The sequence below is a fragment of the Alphaproteobacteria bacterium 33-17 genome (assembly GCA_001897445.1).
Taxonomy (GTDB): domain Bacteria; phylum Pseudomonadota; class Alphaproteobacteria; order Rickettsiales; family 33-17; genus 33-17.
The window spans coordinates 77,625-96,891 of record MKSX01000010.1 but is presented as its reverse complement, the minus strand read 5'-3'; the positions used below and the strand labels follow the sequence as shown (position 1 = coordinate 96,891).

General features: G+C 33.7%; 18 protein-coding genes. 7 read left to right on the top strand and 11 right to left on the bottom strand.

Annotated elements, in window-relative coordinates:
* Positions 1-10 precede the first annotated feature (10 nt).
* Positions 11-1,051, top strand: coding sequence for a hypothetical protein (locus BGO27_07735; protein OJV15788.1), 1,041 nt, complete (start codon positions 11-13; stop codon positions 1,049-1,051).
* 10 nt (positions 1,052-1,061) lie between these two features.
* Positions 1,062-2,276, top strand: coding sequence for a 5-aminolevulinic acid synthase (locus BGO27_07730; protein OJV15846.1), 1,215 nt, complete (start codon positions 1,062-1,064; stop codon positions 2,274-2,276).
* Here the strand turns inward: BGO27_07730 and BGO27_07725 are convergent.
* A complete protein-coding gene (locus tag BGO27_07725) occupies positions 2,273-3,169 on the bottom strand; it encodes a hypothetical protein (GenBank protein OJV15787.1) in 897 nt (298 codons plus the stop codon). The two genes, BGO27_07730 and BGO27_07725, sit on opposite strands and share 4 nt — an antisense overlap.
* Positions 3,170-3,335: 166 nt before the next feature.
* Here BGO27_07725 and BGO27_07720 point away from each other — a divergent pair, with 166 nt between their 5' ends.
* Positions 3,336-4,115, top strand: a complete 780-nt coding sequence (locus BGO27_07720) for a hypothetical protein (GenBank protein OJV15786.1) — start codon at positions 3,336-3,338, stop codon at positions 4,113-4,115.
* 26 nt (positions 4,116-4,141) lie between these two features.
* Here BGO27_07720 and BGO27_07715 read toward each other — a convergent pair whose 3' ends face one another.
* Genes BGO27_07715 through BGO27_07695 form a run of 5 tightly spaced genes read right to left on the bottom strand, consistent with a single transcriptional unit; the run spans position 4,142 to position 8,085 of the window.
* On the bottom strand, positions 4,142-4,828 hold the full coding sequence (locus BGO27_07715) for a hypothetical protein (protein OJV15785.1): 687 nt from the start codon (positions 4,826-4,828) through the stop codon (positions 4,142-4,144).
* Between the two features lie 15 nt (positions 4,829-4,843).
* Entirely contained in the window at positions 4,844-5,944 is a 1,101-nt protein-coding gene (locus BGO27_07710) for a redox-regulated ATPase YchF (GenBank protein ID OJV15784.1), read from the bottom strand.
* A 13-nt stretch (positions 5,945-5,957) separates the two neighbouring features.
* On the bottom strand, positions 5,958-6,530 hold the full coding sequence (locus BGO27_07705) for an aminoacyl-tRNA hydrolase (GenBank protein OJV15783.1): 573 nt from the start codon (positions 6,528-6,530) through the stop codon (positions 5,958-5,960).
* An 8-nt stretch (positions 6,531-6,538) separates the two neighbouring features.
* Positions 6,539-7,144, bottom strand: a complete 606-nt coding sequence (locus tag BGO27_07700) for a 50S ribosomal protein L25/general stress protein Ctc (GenBank protein OJV15782.1) — start codon at positions 7,142-7,144, stop codon at positions 6,539-6,541.
* Between the two features lie 11 nt (positions 7,145-7,155).
* Entirely contained in the window at positions 7,156-8,085 is a 930-nt protein-coding gene (locus BGO27_07695; GenBank protein OJV15781.1) for a phosphoribosylpyrophosphate synthetase, read from the bottom strand.
* Positions 8,086-8,222: 137 nt separating this feature from the next.
* Between BGO27_07695 and BGO27_07690 the strand changes: the two genes are divergently transcribed.
* Both BGO27_07690 and BGO27_07685 read left to right on the top strand, forming a co-directional pair.
* On the top strand, positions 8,223-8,840 hold the full coding sequence (locus BGO27_07690; GenBank protein ID OJV15780.1) for a hypothetical protein: 618 nt from the start codon (positions 8,223-8,225) through the stop codon (positions 8,838-8,840).
* 71 nt (positions 8,841-8,911) lie between these two features.
* A complete protein-coding gene (locus BGO27_07685) occupies positions 8,912-9,817 on the top strand; it encodes a hypothetical protein (protein OJV15779.1) in 906 nt (301 codons plus the stop codon).
* 320 nt (positions 9,818-10,137) lie between these two features.
* Here BGO27_07685 and BGO27_07680 read toward each other — a convergent pair whose 3' ends face one another.
* From BGO27_07680 to BGO27_07665, 4 genes are all read right to left on the bottom strand, one after another.
* Positions 10,138-12,552, bottom strand: coding sequence for a DNA gyrase subunit B (locus BGO27_07680; GenBank protein OJV15845.1), 2,415 nt, complete (start codon positions 12,550-12,552; stop codon positions 10,138-10,140).
* 84 nt (positions 12,553-12,636) lie between these two features.
* On the bottom strand, positions 12,637-13,764 hold the full coding sequence (locus BGO27_07675) for a hypothetical protein (protein OJV15778.1): 1,128 nt from the start codon (positions 13,762-13,764) through the stop codon (positions 12,637-12,639).
* The gene (locus BGO27_07670; protein OJV15777.1) at positions 13,757-14,551 is read right to left on the bottom strand and encodes a hypothetical protein; all 795 of its coding nucleotides are present in this window, start codon (positions 14,549-14,551) and stop codon (positions 13,757-13,759) included. The genes BGO27_07675 and BGO27_07670 overlap by 8 nt, the downstream gene beginning before the upstream one ends.
* A gap of 3 nt (positions 14,552-14,554) precedes the next feature.
* Positions 14,555-15,241 (bottom strand): phosphatidylserine decarboxylase, encoded by a 687-nt coding sequence (locus BGO27_07665; protein ID OJV15776.1) that lies wholly within the window; start codon positions 15,239-15,241, stop codon positions 14,555-14,557.
* Between the two features lie 286 nt (positions 15,242-15,527).
* Between BGO27_07665 and BGO27_07660 the strand changes: the two genes are divergently transcribed.
* Together BGO27_07660 and BGO27_07655 are read left to right on the top strand one after the other, a co-directional pair.
* Entirely contained in the window at positions 15,528-16,763 is a 1,236-nt protein-coding gene (locus tag BGO27_07660; GenBank protein ID OJV15775.1) for a sodium:proton antiporter, read from the top strand.
* A gap of 2 nt (positions 16,764-16,765) precedes the next feature.
* On the top strand, positions 16,766-17,707 hold the full coding sequence (locus BGO27_07655) for a hypothetical protein (GenBank protein ID OJV15774.1): 942 nt from the start codon (positions 16,766-16,768) through the stop codon (positions 17,705-17,707).
* A 69-nt stretch (positions 17,708-17,776) separates the two neighbouring features.
* Here BGO27_07655 and BGO27_07650 read toward each other — a convergent pair whose 3' ends face one another.
* Positions 17,777-19,189 carry a hypothetical protein gene (locus tag BGO27_07650; protein ID OJV15773.1) on the bottom strand — a complete coding sequence of 471 codons (1,413 nt, stop codon included), beginning with the start codon at positions 19,187-19,189 and terminating at the stop codon, positions 17,777-17,779.
* Positions 19,190-19,267 lie beyond the last annotated feature (78 nt).

Sequence of the window (19,267 nt, the reverse complement as noted above, 5' to 3'; positions counted from 1 at the left end):
TAGTTTAATTATGTCTGATTACCTATCACTTAAAAGATACTGGATTACCCTAACTGCTATCTGCGTGCTTTTAATGGTTTTAATTGGTGGGTATACAAGACTTACAAACTCAGGTCTGTCAATCACTGAGTGGAAGCCAGTTACTGGCACTTTTCCTCCTTTCTCAGAAGAAAACTGGGAGACAGAACTTGAAAAATACAAAGCTTCTCCTGAGTATAATAAAATTAACTACGGCATATCAATGCCTGAATTTAAACGTATATATTTAATTGAATACTTTCATAGACTTTTTGGTCGTATAACAGGTTTTGTATTACTTGTTCCTGCATTATTTTTTATGTATAAAAAGCAGTTTAACAGTAATGAGACAAAATTTTTGATCACTACTTTAGCTTTAGGAATGTTACAAGCATTAGTGGGCTGGATTATGGTAGCAAGCGGTTTAATAGATAATCCGCATGTTAGTCATTATAAACTTGCATTGCACCTTTCGATGGCGACTATTTTGTTTAGCTATATTATATGGAGCGGTATGCAGTTTTATTATAAAAAGGTGCAAATTAATTTTACCAATCTAAATCATCTAATTGTTGTATCAGCTATTTTACTATTATTTACCCAAATTATTTGGGGGGCTTTTGTAGCTGGTCTTGATGCTGGTATGATTTATAATACTTTCCCACTAATGAATGAGTCATTTTTCCCAAGTGAAACTTTATCATATACTCCAAAATTGGTCAATTTTACTGAAAATCACGGATGGGTTCAGTTTACTCACAGAATTTTAGGATACGTTGTATATATGTATTTATTCAGTCTATATTTTAAAATACTCAAAAATAACAAAAATTTCCGTACAAATGGTAAAATAATTATGATATTATTAAATTTACAGTTAATACTCGGTATTTTAACGGTGGTTTATCAGGTTCCGCTTGTAATGGCTCTATTGCATCAGCTAAACGCCCTGATACTACTTGGTTCGGTGATAGTACTGCTTCATAAGATTTGCGATTTGCAGCACTACACTTTAGGAGTTGTACATGATTGAGCTAAAATATATAAACTATGATCAGTTTTTCAAAGAAGCAGTTGATAAAATAAAGGCAGAAGGAAGATACAGGTCGTTTCTAAACCTTTCCAGAGAAGTTGGCAACTTTCCCTTTGCTACTAATCATAATACTAATCAAAAAATTATTCTATGGTGTTCTAATGACTATTTAGGTATGGGACAGCATAAAGATGTTATTGAGGCAATGGTTAAAACTACAAAAGAAATGGGTACAGGTTCTGGCGGTACACGTAATATTTCAGGAAACAATTCCGCTATAGTTGAACTTGAAGCTGAGCTTGCAAGTCTTCACCATAAGGAGAGGGCGCTTGTATTTACATCTGGCTATGTATCAAATGATGCAACAATATCTACACTTGCTAAAATATTACCTGATTTAGTTATTTTCTCAGATTCTGATAATCATGCTTCAATAATTGAAGGCATTAGACGTAGCGGACTTGAAAAAGTCATTTTTAAGCATAATGATATGGCTGATTTAGAAGAAAAAATATCTAAATATGACATAAATAGACCAAAAATAATAATATTTGAGTCAGTTTATTCAATGAGTGGTGATATAGTTCCACTTAAGGAAATTTGTGATATTGCTGATAAATATAGGGCACTTACATATATTGACGAAGTTCACGCTGTTGGTATGTATGGTAAAAACGGTGGGGGAATTGGTGACCAGATGAATATGATGGAAAGAATCACCATAATTCAGGCTACATTAGGTAAGGCATTTGGCGCAATGGGTGGGTATATTGCATCAAGTAATAATATTGTTGATGCTATTCGTAGTTATGCCTCAGGATTTATTTTTACAACATCGCTACCGCCTTCACTTGCAAAAGCTGCAACATCAAGTATTAAACATCTTAAAGTAAGCACAAAAGAAAGAGAAATGCTACATGAGCAGGTAAATAAGGCTAAAGAGGCTCTTACTAGAAATGGTATTAAGTTTGTAGATGCTAAAAGCCACATTATACCGATTATTATCGGTGATCCTAATAAATGCAGGCAGGCTTCTCAGCTACTTTTAGAGAAGCACAATATTTTTGTTCAGCACATTAATTACCCAACTGTACCGCGTGGAAAGGAAAGGCTTAGAATTACGCCTACCCCATCGCATACAGATAGTATGATTAACCAAATGGCAGAATCTATTGCGTCTGTATTTGCGGAGCTTGGTATAGTCCAAGCAGAACAGGCTGCTTAGCTGATAATGCATCCTTTATTAGAACTTCTTAGCTGCATTTGAGATCTAAATTCATTGGTTTCTTTAATTTGTTGAGTTTCCTTTATTGAAGCCATCACACTTTCTGACTTATCAGTAATATATTCAAATACTTTAAGCTGAATTTCAGAAGGAAAATCTGGTAAAATGTGATTTTCAATTACAGAATATAAGTTAGATTTTTCAATTATGTTAAGTGCATCTAATAAGTTAACCCTTGATTTTTTAGCTTTTGAAAGTGCAATGATGGTGTCCAGATATGCTGCAATAAAGTTTTTAATATCAAGTTCAGATGTGTTGCAATATTTTTCTATAATTTCCGAATATTTAGATTGAATTTTTTCATTGAAATACTGAGTAATAATACTAGACACATCAACTTTGAAAATTTTTTCTAAATCTATACATAAATTAAATAATATCAAATCATGATAATTTAAAGTAGTAAGGAATTCAGTTTTTTTATTTTGACTTAAATTTTTATACAATAAATATGTTATATCAAAATTATTTTCATTTAATGTCTCTTTTAATAACTGGAAATTGTCATTACATAAACTATCAAAATCTTTTCCAGTTAATAATTTTAAGCTAACTAAATAATCCAGCGCCTCGATTTTTTCATGTTTTATTAAGTTACGGATAGCTTCACAATTATTCGCTGTTACCATAAATTTATGTAATGTCTTAGAAGTATTAATTACCCACTTTATAAAATCTATATTTCCGCTTCTTGCAGCTAACCTAAATGTTTTATAATTATCATTTGAAAACCAGTGAAGTTTCTGATCGGGAGGGGTTTTATCATAAATGCGTTTTACTTCGATAAAATCACCTTTTAAACAGGCATTGAGGAAGGTTTGTTCTAAGCTCATTTTAATACTCAAATGAAAATAATTAATATATAGTTAAGATTATATATCAAAATTAATGAAAAGTGTCAATTTTTAAATATACAAGTAGAGATTTATAATATATAATAGAATTTTGGTTCTTCTAGTTCAATAGAAGTAATTACTAAATATTTAGGAAGTTATTGAAATGTATAAATTTGTATTATTATGTTCATTAGTTACGGCAAATTCTGCTTTAGCAGATATGTGTTTCATAGCTAAGGAAAATGGAAAAGTTGTAAAGCAAGAAGGTGAGTGCGAAAAGCGCCATTCCCCATTTTCATCATTTAAAATACCAATAGCACTTATGGGATTTGATTCGGGTATATTGAAAAATGAAAACAGTCCAAAAGTAGATTTTACTGAAGAAACGCGTAAGAATTTTGAGCCTTGGTATTTTCCGCACAAATATCCAATTCAAATGTTCTCTGCGCGCAGCCAAACCCCAAGCAGTTGGATGAAATATTCAGTAGTGTGGTTTTCACAATATGTCACAGTAAAGCTGGGTATGGAAAAATTCCAAGACTATGTAAACAAGTTTGAATATGGAAATAAAGACATCTCTGGAGACAAAGGTAAAAATAATGGACTTATGAATTCATGGATCCAAAGTTCTATTCAAATATCGCCAATTGAGCAGGTAAACTTTATAGAAAAATTAAGTAATAAAAATTTGCCAATAAGTAAACAAGCTCAGGAGCAGACAATTAAAATTATCAAACTTGAAGATGTTTGGGATGATTGGAAGCTTTACGGCAAAACAGGCGGTAGTAAAACAAACGGCTGGTTTATTGGCTGGGTGGAAAAGGATGGCAGAACAATTCAGTTTGCTCAATACTTAGCACAGCCAGCAGATTCTCTTATGAGTGGTGGCAGAGTTGCTAAAGAAATTGCAAAAGATAATTTAATTACTTTAATGCTTAAATAAAAAAAGGGGTTAACCCCTTTTTTTTATTATCTGCTTACCGATACAAAGCTTGATATGGGGTTAAGCATATGCACAAAACTTTGGTGTGTTTGGTGTGATTCATGTAAGCCTGATGCAATATTACTACCAAGTTGCTGAATTCTTCTATTAACATGTGAATTATCATCAAAAAATATTTTATTAGATGCTTTACACAATGCTTTTTCAGCAATGTAGAATATTGTTGCTGGTATTAAATTAGCAGCAAGTCTTAAGGCTGGGTTATTAATTGAATTAATTACAGGTACTACTGGGTAAAACAAATAAAATAAACTAGCTCTTGCAGCAATATCAAGTAATACGGTAGCATTATTTTCTGTATAGATTAATTTACTGCTACCTAACGTAGCCCATGCAGTAATAAAGCTTGCGATTGTAACGGGCATTAAAATAGCTGGATTTAGAATATTAACTGCGGAGTTAACAGCAAGTGCTACTGAGTAAATGCTAAAAAAGCGGTAAGCTGTATATGTTAAGCGTGCTGTAAATGTGCTTTGGCTTACTAAAAAGTCCCTTCCATTTAAAATATTTGCCAAAAATACCGAAGTTAGACCTAATGCGAGACCTGTTGGGGTTTTACCAAAATGTCTGAATACGTACGGTAATAATTTCCATAAAGCTGCTGTTTTGATTAAAAAATCTGTTAAAGCTCTTTTATTAATATGAATTTGCATTTTATATTTCCTTAATTATACATTAAATCTGAAGTGGAAAATGTCACCGTCCTGAACAGTATACTCTTTTCCTTCTAAGCGCATTTTCCCTGCCTCTTTTGCGCCAACTTCCCCGTTATACTTAATATAATCGTCGTATGCAATAGTTTCTGCGCGGATGAAACCTTTTTCAAAGTCAGTGTGAATAACGCCTGCTGCTTCTGGTGCTAATGCTCCTTTTCTAACTGTCCACGCATGTGCTTCTTTTGGACCGATTGTAAAAAAGCTAATAAGACCTAACATCTGGTAGCCTGCTCTGATAATCTTACTTAAGCCTGTTTCACTAAGTCCTAATGATTCTAAGAATTCTTTTTTATCGTTTTCATCAGCTAAGGTTGAGATTTCAGACTCAATTTTAGATGAAATAATAACGCAGCTAGATCCTTCACTTTTAGCTCTTTCTTCTACTTTTTTAGTATAATCATTCCCGCTTGCAGCTTCGGTTTCTAAAACGTTTGCTACATATAGTACTTTTTTAGTAGTAAGTAATTGAAGTGTTTTTACTACCGCTGAGTCATATGAAGAAAAATCAAACTTACGCGCTGGCTTTCCTTCTTCTAATAGTGGAGTTAATTTTGTAATAATTTCAATAGTTTCTTTGGCAGCTTTATCACCTGATCTTGCTTTTTTCTCTAAGCCCTGCATACGTTTATTTAAACTTTCTAAATCCGCAAGGATTAGCTCTAGCTCAATTGTCTCTAAATCCCTTATAGGGTCAACGTTACCCTCTACGTGCGTAATATCTTCATCTTCAAAGCATCTTAGCACGTGAATGATAGCATCAACTTCGCGAATGTGACCAAGGAACTGGTTACCTAAGCCTTCGCCTTTACTTGCGCCTCTAACTAAGCCTGCAATATCCACAAATTCAAGCTGAGTTGGAATAAGTTTTGCCGATCCCGCAATTTTTGCAAGTTTATCAATTCTTTCGTCAGGAACACTTACTTTACCTACGTTTGGTTCAATTGTACAAAACGGATAGTTTGCAGATTCAGCAGCCTGAGTTGCAGTAAGAGCGTTAAATAAAGTTGATTTTCCTACGTTTGGCAGTCCTACTATACCGCATGCGAAGCTCATAATATCCTCATATTTATTTTAAAAGTAATGCAATTTTATTTGAAAATTTGTTTATATCATCATCTAGCAATAAATCCAGACAATCTATAATGTGCCTGTAAGCACTCTCTAAAGTATCAAGCTCATCAGATTTAAATTTTGATAATACGTAATCTGCTGTATTACCTTGTTTTCCTACACCGATTCTAAGTCTTTTATAATTATTGCCAATCATGGAATCAACTGACTTAAGACCATTATGACCGCCGTGTCCACCACCTAGCTTAAATTTTACACTACCCATAGCCAGGTCAACATCATCGTGAACAACAATAATGTTTTTATTATCAACTTTGAAAAAGTTTTTAACCTGAAGTAGTGAATTCCCTGACAAATTCATATAAGTCATAGGTTTGTGTAAAATGATATCTTGTGATTTGTAACTGAACTTAGCGTATTCGCCTTGCCATTTAGAGGTGTAAGATAAGTTTGCTGAAGTTTGTCTTGAAATAAAATCAAGTAACAAATCAACAAAAATAAATCCGGCATTATGCCTTGTTAGTAAATATTCAGGGCCCGGATTACCGAGCCCACAAATAATTTTCATAATCTAAATTATGCTGTAGCTGTAGCTGTAGCTGTTTCTTCTTTATCATCACCTCTACCAACAACGGCAGCAAGTGTAATGTTTTCAGATCCAGCAAATTTAACGCCTTCTGGTAATTCAATATCATTGATATGAACACTATGGTTAATATCAACGTTTAATAAGTCAATATCAACTACTGTAGGAATGTTTTGTGGCTTACAAACAAGTTCAACCTCACGACGAGCGATGTTAATAACACCACCACGTTTAATACCAATACATTTGTCAGAATTAATAAAGTGTAATTTAACGTGAACTTTAACTTCTGAATTTTCATCAACGTGAATAAAATCAACGTGTTCAACATTATCTGTAACTGGATGTGTATGAATTTCAAAAGGAATAGCAAGGAAAGCTTCTTTACCAACTTTAATATTGAAAAGCTGTGATGTGAAACCAACTTTGTTATATCTTGTGTTAATTTCTTTGCTATCTAAAGCAATGTGTACGTTTTCCTTATTTTTGCCATAAATTACAGCAGGAACCATACCTTGTCTTCTAATTTCTCTAGATGGACCTTTACCTAGTTCTTCTCTATACTGACCATCTAAAACTTGTACCGCAACACTCATTTTAATCTCCTTTAATCAAATAAACTTGAAACCGAACTCTCTTCAGACACTCTTTTTATAGCTTCGGCCATAAGCCCCGCTACAGAAATTTGTCTAATATTTCGAGCATTTTTAATTTCATTTTTGTGGATACTATCCGTAATTACTAAATTTTGCAATTTAGATTTTTCAACTCTCTCAATTGCGCCTTGAGACAAGACACCGTGAGTTATATAAGCAGTAACACTGATAGCACCATTATTTATCAGGGCTTCTGCCGCATTACAAAGAGTACCAGCCGAATCTACTATATCATCGACTATGATACACTCTTTACCTCTTACATCACCTATAATATTCATAACTTCTGAAACGCCTGCTTTTTCGCGGCGTTTGTCAACTATTGCAAGATCAGCATCAAGCTTTGAAGCATAGCTTCTTGCTCTAACAACACCACCTACGTCAGGTGATATTATAAGTAATTTATCTTTATCAAAATTTTTGCTTATATCTTCTAAAAATACTGGCATTGCTTGCAAATTATCAACAGGTATATTAAAAAACCCCTGAATTTGTCCAGCGTGTAAGTCCATAGTTAAAACTTTATCAGCGCCTGCTGTAGTAATTAGATCTGCAACTAATTTTGCTGTAATTGGTGATCTTGGACCTGCACGTCTGTCTTGTCTTGCATAACCGAAATATGGAATAACAGCAGTAATTCTGCCTGCGGATGCTCTTTTCAGTGCATCTATTGTAATAAGTAATTCCATTAAATGATCATTTGCAGGATATGATGTTGACTGCACAACAAATATGTCGCCACCTCTGACATTTTCGTGAATTTCAACGAAAACTTCGTCATCCTTAAATCTTTGGATATTAGATTTAACAAGTTCTACACCCAAGCGCGAGGCTATGTTTGCAGCAAGTTCTTTATTACTATTACACGACAGTATTTGCATTTTCTGAAAAAATTTATATTATTCAATATGTTATAGAATTTATAGCACTTAAGTTACTTTAACGTTTCACGACTTTTAGCATAGTTTGTGGTATTTGTAAACAATTGCTTGTGATTTTAAAATATTAGGAGTCAGAAATGCAAATTATTAAAATTTTAACTATATTTTTCGCTTTATGCAACGTAGCATTAGCAGCCGATTATTCACACCCAATTTCCAGTGATCATGTTTTAGGTGACGCTGCTTCTAAGGTTGTGGTTATAGTCTATTCATCACTTACTTGCCCACACTGCGCAACCTTTTATAATAATGTCTTTCCATTATTAAGACAAAATTATATAGATAACAAAAAGATAGCATATGTAAGCCGTAGTATGATAACAGATCAGGCATGTATGGCAGCCACAATGATAAGTTACTGTAAAGGCGAGCAAAATGCACATATGATGACAATGAAGTTTTTTGAACACTATGATACACTGATAAAGCCATTGCTAATATCATCTGGTGAAGCTGCTATGAACCAGTATTTAAGTAATTTACAAAATATAGCAGCGCTTGCAGATATTAGTAAGGATCAGTTTAAAGTTTGTCTTGAAAATACAAATTTGCAGGATAGTTTGCTTAAGACTCAAAAGAGTGCTTCTGAGCAGTTAGAGATAAAAACTATACCTTTTATATTAATTAATGGTAAAAAGTACGAAGGTGCTTTTACTTATGAGGCGATTTCAGAAGAAATTAATAAAAATTTGTAACAAATTGCTTGAAATTATTCTTCATCTAAATTATAAGTTAACCTATACAATTTATAATAGAGAATGGAGATATGGATCACAACCCCTTTCAATCAGCAGAGAAGATTTATCTGGTTTCTTGTTCAAGCTTATTTAAACATACAGGTGATATTTCTACTTTACTTGAGGAATATGGCGCTACAGTTAGTTATTTTGAGGAAGGGGTTACAACGCATATTGATCCACTACCAGACGATGAGTGGAAAGTAGAAGCCTATTTTAATGATAATGTGCCAACCAAGGCTATTGAAGAATTAAATAAGTTGGCGCTTAAATTTAAAATTGATCAAATTGACATTCAGGAAATTGAAGATAAAGACTGGGTAACCGAAGTTCAAAAAAATATTCCTGTTATTGAAATTCCCCCATTTATTATTAGTGATCCAGTAAAACTTGAAAATGTTACAGGTCAGCATGTCATTGCTATTGAGGCGGGCAGGGCATTTGGTACGGGTACGCATGAAACAACTTCACTTTGTATCGAGGCACTCGTTTCACTTACACGTTCTCAGCCACTTAAACGTATTATAGACGTAGGAACAGGCTCAGGAATACTAGCAATCGCAGCGTCAAGGCTTACAAACGCCAGAGTTTTTGCAAGTGATATAGACAAAGTTGCAGTAGAAGTTGCAAGAAGAAATCTAAAAATCAACAATGTAAAAAATGTAAAAACATATATTAGCAATGGTATTAATAACCGTATTATGTTTTTAGACCCGTTTACTCTAGTAATTGCAAATATTTTAGCTCAGCCGCTTATTGATATGGCAAAAGATATTAGCCGTATTGTAGAGAAAAATGGCTTTATTATATTATCAGGATTTCTCAAAAATCAGGAAGCAAGCGTCGAAGCAGCTTATGTTAAGCGTAAGTTTAAAAAAGTTGAAGCTAAATATAAAGGCGACTGGGTTATGTTACTTATGCAGAAGAATGTGTAATAACTTCGTTGCTTTATAAGATAATTTATAATTGTATTTAAACTTATATTAAAGGTTTTACGCTAAGAAAATCTTGCGAAAAACGCATTAGCATTTATTCGCTTAAAATGGATGTTAGTTTTAAAAATAATTCACAGGATTAACTCCCCCAGCTCACCCATTTTTAATCTTAAACCGCTGAATCAGTATAATTAAACTTATTAAAGTTTCTTATCCAAATAATTTGGATATAGCTCATTAATATCGTTATCTGAAAATCATTTTTGAATAATATAAAGGGGTTGCCACCTCAAATTCCATAGCAACCCTTATCTTATTACTTAAGCGTCAATATTAGATACTTTAAGAGCATTTTCCTGAATAAAGTCACGGCGTGGTTCTACAACGCTTCCCATGAGTGTCGAGAATACTTCTTCAGCACCTTCATTAGAGTTCACTTTAACCTGTAAAAGTGTTCTTGTAGCGGGATCTAAGGTTGTTTCCCAAAGCTGCTCTGCATTCATCTCACCAAGACCCTTAAAGCGCTGAATATTCAAACCCTTCTTCGCCATATTCATAATATGATCTACTAACGATGCTGGGCATCCAATATCATACGGCTCCTCACGGCGCTTAAATACTGCACTTGCATCAAGACCAATAATATCTTTCAATTCTTCGGTAAGCTTGCAAATTTCAGAAACGTCTAAAAGTTTCACAAAATGGCTGTCAAAGAAATGTTCATTATCCATCCCTCTTACAGAATGAGTAACTCTGATTTTATCTTCAAAAATACTAAACTTCCATGAATCATCAATGCTATTCATTTCATAAATATCTAAAAGCTCATTTGCACGTTTAATTTTAGATTCATCAGCATTAATAGTTCCGCTTGTAACTAAACCAGTCAGCGCTAAAATTTGAATGATTTTAGCATGAGATTTTCTTCCAAGACCACGTGCTAAGTTATTAAATCTAATAATTTTTTTAACAGCAGTTTTTAATTCAGCAGATTGAAGCAATTCGGTTTTTGTTTGAATCGATGCATTATCAAGTGAACCATCAAGTAAATAATCTTCTAATGCCTGCTCATTTTTAAGATATGTTTCATTGCTACCTTTTTTCACTTTGTAAAGTGGAGGCTGCGCAATGTAAATATAACCATTATCTATAAGCGCACGCATATGACGGTAGAAGAAAGTTAGAATAAGTGTACGAATATGTGAACCATCTACGTCGGCGTCAGTCATGATAATGATTTTATGGTATCTGAGTTTATCAATATTAAACTCATCATTACCAATACTTGTGCCAATAGCTGTAATAAGCGTACCAATCTCATTTGAGCTTAGCATTTTATCAAAGCGTGTTCTTTCTACGTTTAAAATTTTACCACGAAGCGGTAAAATCGCCTGGAACAATCTGCTTCTGCCCTGTTTAGCAGAACCACCCGCAGAGTCACCCTCTACGATGAATAATTCAGATTTTTTCGGGTCTCTTTCCTGGCAGTCTGCAAGTTTACCTGGAAGGTTTGCAACATCAAGTGCGCCTTTCCTACGGGTAAGTTCTCTGGCTCTTCTTGCTGCTTCCCTTGCATGTGCAGCATCAATGATTTTTGATACAATTATTTTTGCCTCATGAGGATGCTCTTCAAACCACTTACCAAGCTTATTGCCAACAAAATTTTCTACAACTTGTCTTACTTCAGAGCTTACAAGTTTATCTTTAGTTTGAGATGAGAATTTTGGATCTGGCACTTTTACTGAAATAACAGCAGTTAAGCCTTCACGTGAGTCATCACCGCTGAGTGCCACTTTTTCTTTTTTAAGTAATCCTGATTCATTTGCATAGTTATTGATAATACGGGTTAAGGCTGCTTTAAAGCCAATAAGGTGAGTACCGCCATCACGCTGTTTAATATTATTTGTAAAGCAAAGAATATTTTCGCTATAGCTGTCATTCCATTCAAGTGCAATATCAACGCCGATATTTTCTTCTTCCCCTGCAACAGAAATTGATGCATGAACTGGATTTTTACTACGGTCTAGGTACTTAACAAATGCTTCAATACCACCTTCATAGAAAAATTCTTGTTCGTGTTCAGTTTCTTCACGTTTATCAGTAAGTAGGATTTTTACGCCTGAGTTTAAGAAAGCAAGTTCTCTAAATCTTTGTTCTAGTATACTGCGATCAAAAGTAATATTTGAAAATATCTCAGTTGAAGGCATAAATGTTATAGCTGTACCTTTTTTATCTTTGGAATCGCCTACTACTTTTAATGGAGCTTCACTAACGCCATCACGGAAACGTATATAATGTTCTTTATCATTTCTCCAAATACGGAGTTCTAACCATGTAGATAAAGCATTAACTACCGATACACCTACGCCATGAAGACCGCCAGAAACTTTATATGAATTATGATCAAATTTACCGCCGGCGTGAAGCTGAGTCATAATAACTTCTGCTGCAGAAATTCCTTCACCAGGGTGAATGTCTACCGGAATACCACGACCATCATCTTCGACTGTTACAGATCCATCTTCATTAATCGAAACTTTAACAGCTTTACAATGCCCTGCTAATGCCTCATCGATTGAGTTGTCAATAACTTCATATACCATGTGGTGTAATCCTGATCCATCATCAGTGTCACCAATGTACATTCCTGGTCGTTTGCGGACTGCTTCTAAACCTTTTAAAACGGTAATGGAATCAGCGGTATAAGATTGTTGTTCTGGCCTTTCAGTTGTCATGGTATCAGTCATTGTTTTTGTTAATTAATTTCACGATTTTTTTAAACTTGTAGCTAAATTATTTTTATAAAACTTAGCTAGATATCACTCTACACGATTAATTTCTGATATTCCAGCATTTTTTACCTCATAAAACTTTGCAGGGAAGTTTATTTCACTCCAGAACTCAGTATGAGTACTTGTTATGAAGCTTTGTATGTTCATTTGCCTGATAGTATCGATGAGTCCTTGTCTTTTATCATCATCTAAATGCGCCATAATTTCATCTAATAAAAGTATAGGTAAAGGCAATTTTTGATCTCTAAGTGCCATTGCCTGGAAAATAATAGTCCCGATAATCATGGATTTTTGTTCACCAGTAGAGCAAATATGAAAGCTTCTTCCAGATTCTTCATGAATTAAATCAAGATCGGATCTGTGGCATCCAAAGTTTGTACGACCTGATAATTTATCAACTTGTCTTTTATCTTTATATTTTTGTTGAATTTCTTCAGTAGATACGTCATGTCTGATTAATTTTGCAACTTCACATTTTAAGCCAATTTTTGTTCTTGGGAAGAGACCTTCATAAGAGAAAATAATATTATTAATTATTTCTATAACTTTCAGGCGTTTATGAGTGATTTCAAGATTAAGTTTGGCAATGTCTGATTCTAAGATATCCAGCCACTTTTCATCAAGAATATGCATTTTTAGAATAATAGATCTTTCCCTGATTTTCTTTTCATATTCAGTGATTTTTTCGGCATGGGTTTCGTCAAAATTATACACAATTCTGTCTAGAAATTTGCGTCGGTTCTGAGATGAAGACAAAAATACTGAATCAATTTGCGGGGTAAGCCATAACATTTTGATTTTATTTAAAAATGCCTGAGATGACTTAACATTTTCGCCATCAATTTTATATAACCTTTTTGAGCCGCTTTTAGTTTCAACTAGACCTGTGGACATATTTATTGTCTCAAACCCATTTGATAAGCCAATATTAATAGCCCAGTTATCTGAAAAATGATGTTTAAGCTCATCTGGGGAGGCATTGCGAATACCGCGACCAGGAGTAAAATATGATATAGCTTCAAGTACGCTAGTTTTGCCAGCACCGTTGTGACCTGCAAGTAATACAGATTTTTCTTCACTGCTTATATGGCAGTTTGTATAATTACGAAAATTATGTAGTTTAATATCAGTAATCTTGAATGAATTATTATTCATGTATATGTGAATTTTTTATTTTATAATAGTACTTTATGCTAAATGGTATTGTAACTAAATAAAGGCATAAAAATACTGAAATTGTAATCCATGGCTCCATGATTAGCATGCCTAAAATAAAACCTGCAGAAAGCATTACAAGCCAAACCATTTTAGGATTAATGGCTATTTTTTTACCTGAAAACGTAGGGACTCTGCTTGCCATTAAAAAGCCAACTATAACAAGTACACACAGGTTAATTTTTGGATCAAATGTGCCTCCAATTTCAAACTGAATCATTAAAGGCAGTAACGCGAGTAATGAGCCAGTTGGAGAAGGTACGCCTATAAAAAACATTTTGTTTAGTTTTGCGCTCATTTCATCTTCGGTATCTAAGCTTACATTAAATCTTGCAAGTCTGATTGCGCAGCATATTGCGTAAAATAGAACAGCTGCCCATGTAACATTGCCAGTAGGGATTATTTTTATTGTCCAGAGATAGGTAATTAGAGCAGGGCATATACCAAAATTTACAAAGTCAGATAATGAATCAAGCTGCGCGCCAAAAGGGCTTGTTGCATTAAGTAATCTTGCAAGTCTTCCATCAATACCATCTAAAAAACATGATATTAGTATACAGGCAACTGCAAGCTCCCATTTACCAACTAATGCCAGCTTTATCGAAGTGAGACCAAAGCAAAGTGCCATTAAAGTCACGGCGTTTGGCACTAATCTGCTGATTGGCAACCTGCCGCGCTTAATTTCTTCCGCTTCGTCTTTGTCTTCCTCAATAATGCTGGTATTCATGATTTACCTGATTTCGGCTTTAAACTCTGCTTTTGTGGTCTCTAAATCAGCGATAACTGTTTCTCCACCAATAGTAATCTGACCTTCAGCAACACAAACTTTTGTATCTTTTGGTAAGTAAATATCCATTCTGCTACCAAATCTGATGATACCAAATCTTTCGCCACCCTTAACTTCTTGATTATGCTCTAAATTACATACAATACGTCTTGCAATAAGACCCGCAATTTGTGTAAATGCAATATCAAGGTTTTTATACTTAGTAGTCATACGAACAGACTGACGTTCATTATCAACGCTTGCTTTGTCTAAAGTAGCGTTTAAAAATTTACCAGGGCGATAATGAAGGGCAGTAATTGTACCACTTGCAGGAACACGGTTAACGTGAACGTTAAATACGCTTAAGAAAACGCTAACTCTGAGCATTTCTTCTGCTGGCATTCCTAATTCTTCAGGTGGAAGAGCAAAAGCAATTTTATCTACAAGTCCATCTGCAGGGCTTATAATTAATGAATCATCACATGGTGATTGTCTTGGTGGATCGCGGAAAAAATAAGTACACCAAATTGTTGCAACTGCACCAATAATACCAAGTCCTGAGCTTATTAAAGCCAGAACTACCGTAACTATTGCAAATATTAACACAAAAGGGTAACCTTCAGGGTGTATTGGATGAATAAATTTTTTCATATTTCCTATCATAAAAAGCACTCTAAATTATAGATTATTTGGATAATACATCTACTCCTTATTTAATAAATTAGCAAGGTTTAAAATAGATAAATTTATGAAATTATTGGTAAATATAATATGAAGGATATTTTAACTTGCATAAATCGAATAATATTCTATAAATAAACTTTGTATTGAAATGTTTATAACCAATTAAAAGGTCAGTTTTGTACTGTGTAACTAGCTTTTATATGGCGGTTAATTCAGGTAAATAGCCTTCTTAAGTGAAGATAAAGAGGTATTTATGAAGCTTTGGCAAAAAGTAAGTATTGGTCTTATAGCCGGCGTAATATTTGGTGTTACAGTCAAAAAGTTAGGACTGCTTAGCTATGTAGGCTATGTAAAGCCTGCTGGTGACATATTCATCAACTTAATTAAAATGATAGTGATGCCTCTGATATTCTTTTCTATCGTATCAGGTATTACAAGTATTAGCGACTCAAGAACGCTTGGCAGAATTGGTTTAAAGGCTACAATTGCCTACATGACGACCACAACTTTTGCCATCATTATTGGTCTTGCTGTCAGTTTAATACTGAAGCCAGGGGTAGGTGTAACGCTCAATTTTGAAGAATCAATGGAAGCAGCAGCTGCCAAAAAGTTTGATTTCATTCAGATGATTGTAAACATTGTTCCATCTAATATTTTCCAGACACTTGCTGAAGGTGATGTGCTTCAAATCGTATTCTTTGCTATATTTACAGGTATTACCTTAAATAAAATGAATAACGAAATTGGGCGTAAAATCATTGGTGCTTGCCAAACAATGAATTTACTCGTGCTAAAAATGATTGAAATGATCATGCAATTATCGCCTTATGGTGCCTTTGCTCTCACCTCATGGGTGGTTGGTACTCAGGGTCTGGACGTTATTAACAGCCTGTTTAAGCTTGTAATGTGTGTGATCATTGCCATGACACTGCAATACTTTATATTCGGTCTTATGATTTACTTTATTGGTCGTATGTCGCCAATTCCGTTCTATAAGAAAAGCTTTGAATATCAGGCGCTTGCATTTTCTACAAGTAGTAGTAAAGCAGCACTAGCTACTACAATGAATATTTGTAGAGAGCAGCTTGGGATTTCTAAAACTTCAACATCTTTCGTATTGCCGCTTGGTACATCTATTAACATGGATGGTATGGCGATTTACCTTGGTATGTGTGCGGTATTTTTTGCGCAGGCTACAGGTTTTGATCTTCAGATACATGATTATTTCATTATCATTATTACCGCAACATTAGGTTCTATTGGTGTTGCTGGTATCCCTGGTGGTTCAATGGTAATGCTTCCAATGATATTATCATCTGTTGGTATGCCGATTGAAGGTGTAGCATTAATTGCAGGTATTGACCGTATACTTGATATGCTTAGAACAACTATTAATATCACAGGCGACGTTACTGTAACAATGTTAGTTGACAAATCCGAAAATATGATGAATGTTGATGTTTATTACAACATGGATAATATGAACTAACAATGTTAAAAAAACTTACATTTATTGTAATCATAGCAGCTGCTAATATTGCGGCAGCTGCTTCTAATATGTATTCTTCTTACAGATTTACTTCCGGTGACAAACTTGGACTTTATTACTCAGCAGCAGACAAAATTTGCTACATTCAGGATTATGTTTCACAAAAAAACGTCTGTGATCCGCTTGAATCTGCGGGAAGCTTAGAAAACCTTATTAGAGTTAAAGCTGGAAAAGCCGAATACGGTATAGTACAGCTTGATCACTTAAATGAAGAATTAATGGTAAATCCTTCGACTAAAATTCGTCAGGTAATTCAACTTTACCCAGAGTCATATACAATTGTTACAAAAAGAAGCTCTCATATTTGGAGTGTACCTGATTTAGTAGGTAAAAAAGTTGTAACAAACGGCAATAAAAGCGGTGCAGTTTTAGTAACTTCAAAACTTGCTGAAAGCTTTGGTGTAGAAAAAGATGCAATTAAGCTTGATACTACAATGCCTTCGGGTAAATTTGCCGACAATCTTTGCTCAGGTAAAATTGATGCGGGCGTATTCTTTATAGCTCATCCAAATGCAATGTTACATGAAATGTCACGTGAATGCGAGATTAGGATAGTTCCAATTCCTGAGAAAATTATAAAAGATATTACTGAAAGACACAGATATTATAAAAAACAGCTTATTCATGAAAATATATATCCTGGCGTAATTATACCTGTATTTACTTTAGGATCATATGCGGTGGTTGTAGCAAGCGAGTCTCAGTCAGATAAAGATGTTTCCATATTCATACGTAATATAGCGAATAATATTAAGTATATAAGAAATACGTATGATGCGCTAAACGAGCTTGATGAAGAAACAATGGAACCAGAAGACTATAACTTCCCTGTACATAGTGGTGCTAAAAAATTCTTTAGTAATGTAAGAATGCAAGGAAAGTAGTATTAGACTACATCATGTACCAAGAAATATTAGAACTTTATAATCAAGATCGTATAGAGGCAATAAATTTTAAATACCAGATTTTAATATACTAAGTTTTTTAACCTCTGGATCCTTAGAGTTGTCATGGTCAATTCTATGTGAGTTAAGAGGATAGCTTAGCCTTTGTATACTTAATGGCTGACTATCTAGATATTTAACTCTAAAACCCATCTCTACATTATCTATGTTTTTTACGCTATTTTTAAAAATATCCAAATGATGAGAAAACATTTGTGTATAGGTATTTATGCAGTCGATGCCTAGTTTCCTGGTTTGAGGATCGGTATTTTTTTCATCATATAAAACTTCAAAATGAGTAAGTATTGAATGATATAATGAATTTATATGATATTGCTTAATACTTGAGGCAATATTTATTGCTTTAGCTACGCTTTCACTTGGAATATTAGATAAAATATCGAAAAAGTTAACTCGTAACGTTCCTGGAAATTTTTCATGTTCTATTGCTATAAATTTACCAATAACAGATTCTTGTGGAGGGCAGGTATTTATAAATGTTGGAAATTTTGCCTGAGGATTAAAGCTTGGCTCGCCTTTTTCGTTATAAATAATCCAGTTAGGTATTTCTTTTAAATAATGAAAATAAGAAGGATGACCAAATTCATCAGCAGGCGTATCATATAAAAAGATTTCGTCATTTAAGGAATTGCATTTAAGAGGAAACGCATATTCATAATCTATTTTAGCCGCATATAGTTTATTGTTTTTATGGTCTATCACAAATCCCAAATTTTGCATTGCATAACCGATTCCGTCAATATCATGTGTTAGCAATATGTATAGCATTACTACAGCAACAGAATCAAAATCTATGGTATAAAAATTATCTTTGTACCATATTTTGAGATCTGGTTTAAAAAAATCTGTAATAAAATACATTGGGAGCGTTGAATATCTATGTGGTACATTATTATGTGATTTTATCAAATGGCTTAATTCGACGTAGTTCATGATTTTTTTTGAAACTAGTAAATGATGATTTTTATACATTAAAATCTTATCTTGAGCAAAATAAGCTTTAGAGCCGCTAAATAGCCTCGTAAAAATCGATCCCATATATTCTCTGATTAAATAATCATGATAAGCTTTATCTTTGATAAACCCCTGAATTATAATACTTCCATCCTCAGCTTTTCTTTTTTCAATATTACCTATATTGGTGTTCTTGCTAAAAATATGCCTGCTTTCAACTTCGTTAAGGTTAATATTTCCAAATATGGTATTTAAATCTTTAATCTCAAAATTATAAGCTTCTGTACGGTTAGTTTCTGTTAAAGAATTAGGGCTATTAGAAGAGCTTGAATATATTGACCCAGAACTTGAGTCGTCATCAAAGTCATCTTCGGAGCATGAATAACTAGAAGATCTTGATGATGAAGATTTAGGATTTGATGGGCTTTGACCACATGATTTGCTCATATAATACCTAATTTAAAGGATAAAAATCTATTTATGTATTAATTATATTAACACAAAATAAACTTCCATCCATGAAAA

What these genes read in the sequence shown, in the direction of transcription:
- BGO27_07735 (OJV15788.1), top strand. Translation starts at nt 11, where the DNA reads ATGTCTGATTACCTATCACTTAAAAGATACTGGATTACCCTAACTGCT.
- BGO27_07725 (OJV15787.1), bottom strand. Translation starts at nt 3,169, where the DNA reads ATGAGCTTAGAACAAACCTTCCTCAATGCCTGTTTAAAAGGTGATTTT.
- BGO27_07720 (OJV15786.1), top strand. Translation starts at nt 3,336, where the DNA reads ATGTATAAATTTGTATTATTATGTTCATTAGTTACGGCAAATTCTGCT.
- BGO27_07715 (OJV15785.1), bottom strand. Translation starts at nt 4,828, where the DNA reads ATGCAAATTCATATTAATAAAAGAGCTTTAACAGATTTTTTAATCAAA.
- BGO27_07710 (OJV15784.1), bottom strand. Translation starts at nt 5,944, where the DNA reads ATGAGCTTCGCATGCGGTATAGTAGGACTGCCAAACGTAGGAAAATCA.
- BGO27_07705 (OJV15783.1), bottom strand. Translation starts at nt 6,530, where the DNA reads ATGAAAATTATTTGTGGGCTCGGTAATCCGGGCCCTGAATATTTACTA.
- BGO27_07700 (OJV15782.1), bottom strand. Translation starts at nt 7,144, where the DNA reads ATGAGTGTTGCGGTACAAGTTTTAGATGGTCAGTATAGAGAAGAACTA.
- BGO27_07695 (OJV15781.1), bottom strand. Translation starts at nt 8,085, where the DNA reads ATGCAAATACTGTCGTGTAATAGTAATAAAGAACTTGCTGCAAACATA.
- BGO27_07690 (OJV15780.1), top strand. Translation starts at nt 8,223, where the DNA reads ATGCAAATTATTAAAATTTTAACTATATTTTTCGCTTTATGCAACGTA.
- BGO27_07685 (OJV15779.1), top strand. Translation starts at nt 8,912, where the DNA reads ATGGATCACAACCCCTTTCAATCAGCAGAGAAGATTTATCTGGTTTCT.
- BGO27_07680 (OJV15845.1), bottom strand. Translation starts at nt 12,552, where the DNA reads ATGACAACTGAAAGGCCAGAACAACAATCTTATACCGCTGATTCCATT.
- BGO27_07675 (OJV15778.1), bottom strand. Translation starts at nt 13,764, where the DNA reads ATGAATAATAATTCATTCAAGATTACTGATATTAAACTACATAATTTT.
- BGO27_07670 (OJV15777.1), bottom strand. Translation starts at nt 14,551, where the DNA reads ATGAATACCAGCATTATTGAGGAAGACAAAGACGAAGCGGAAGAAATT.
- BGO27_07665 (OJV15776.1), bottom strand. Translation starts at nt 15,241, where the DNA reads ATGAAAAAATTTATTCATCCAATACACCCTGAAGGTTACCCTTTTGTG.
- BGO27_07660 (OJV15775.1), top strand. Translation starts at nt 15,528, where the DNA reads ATGAAGCTTTGGCAAAAAGTAAGTATTGGTCTTATAGCCGGCGTAATA.
- BGO27_07655 (OJV15774.1), top strand. Translation starts at nt 16,766, where the DNA reads ATGTTAAAAAAACTTACATTTATTGTAATCATAGCAGCTGCTAATATT.
- BGO27_07650 (OJV15773.1), bottom strand. Translation starts at nt 19,189, where the DNA reads ATGAGCAAATCATGTGGTCAAAGCCCATCAAATCCTAAATCTTCATCA.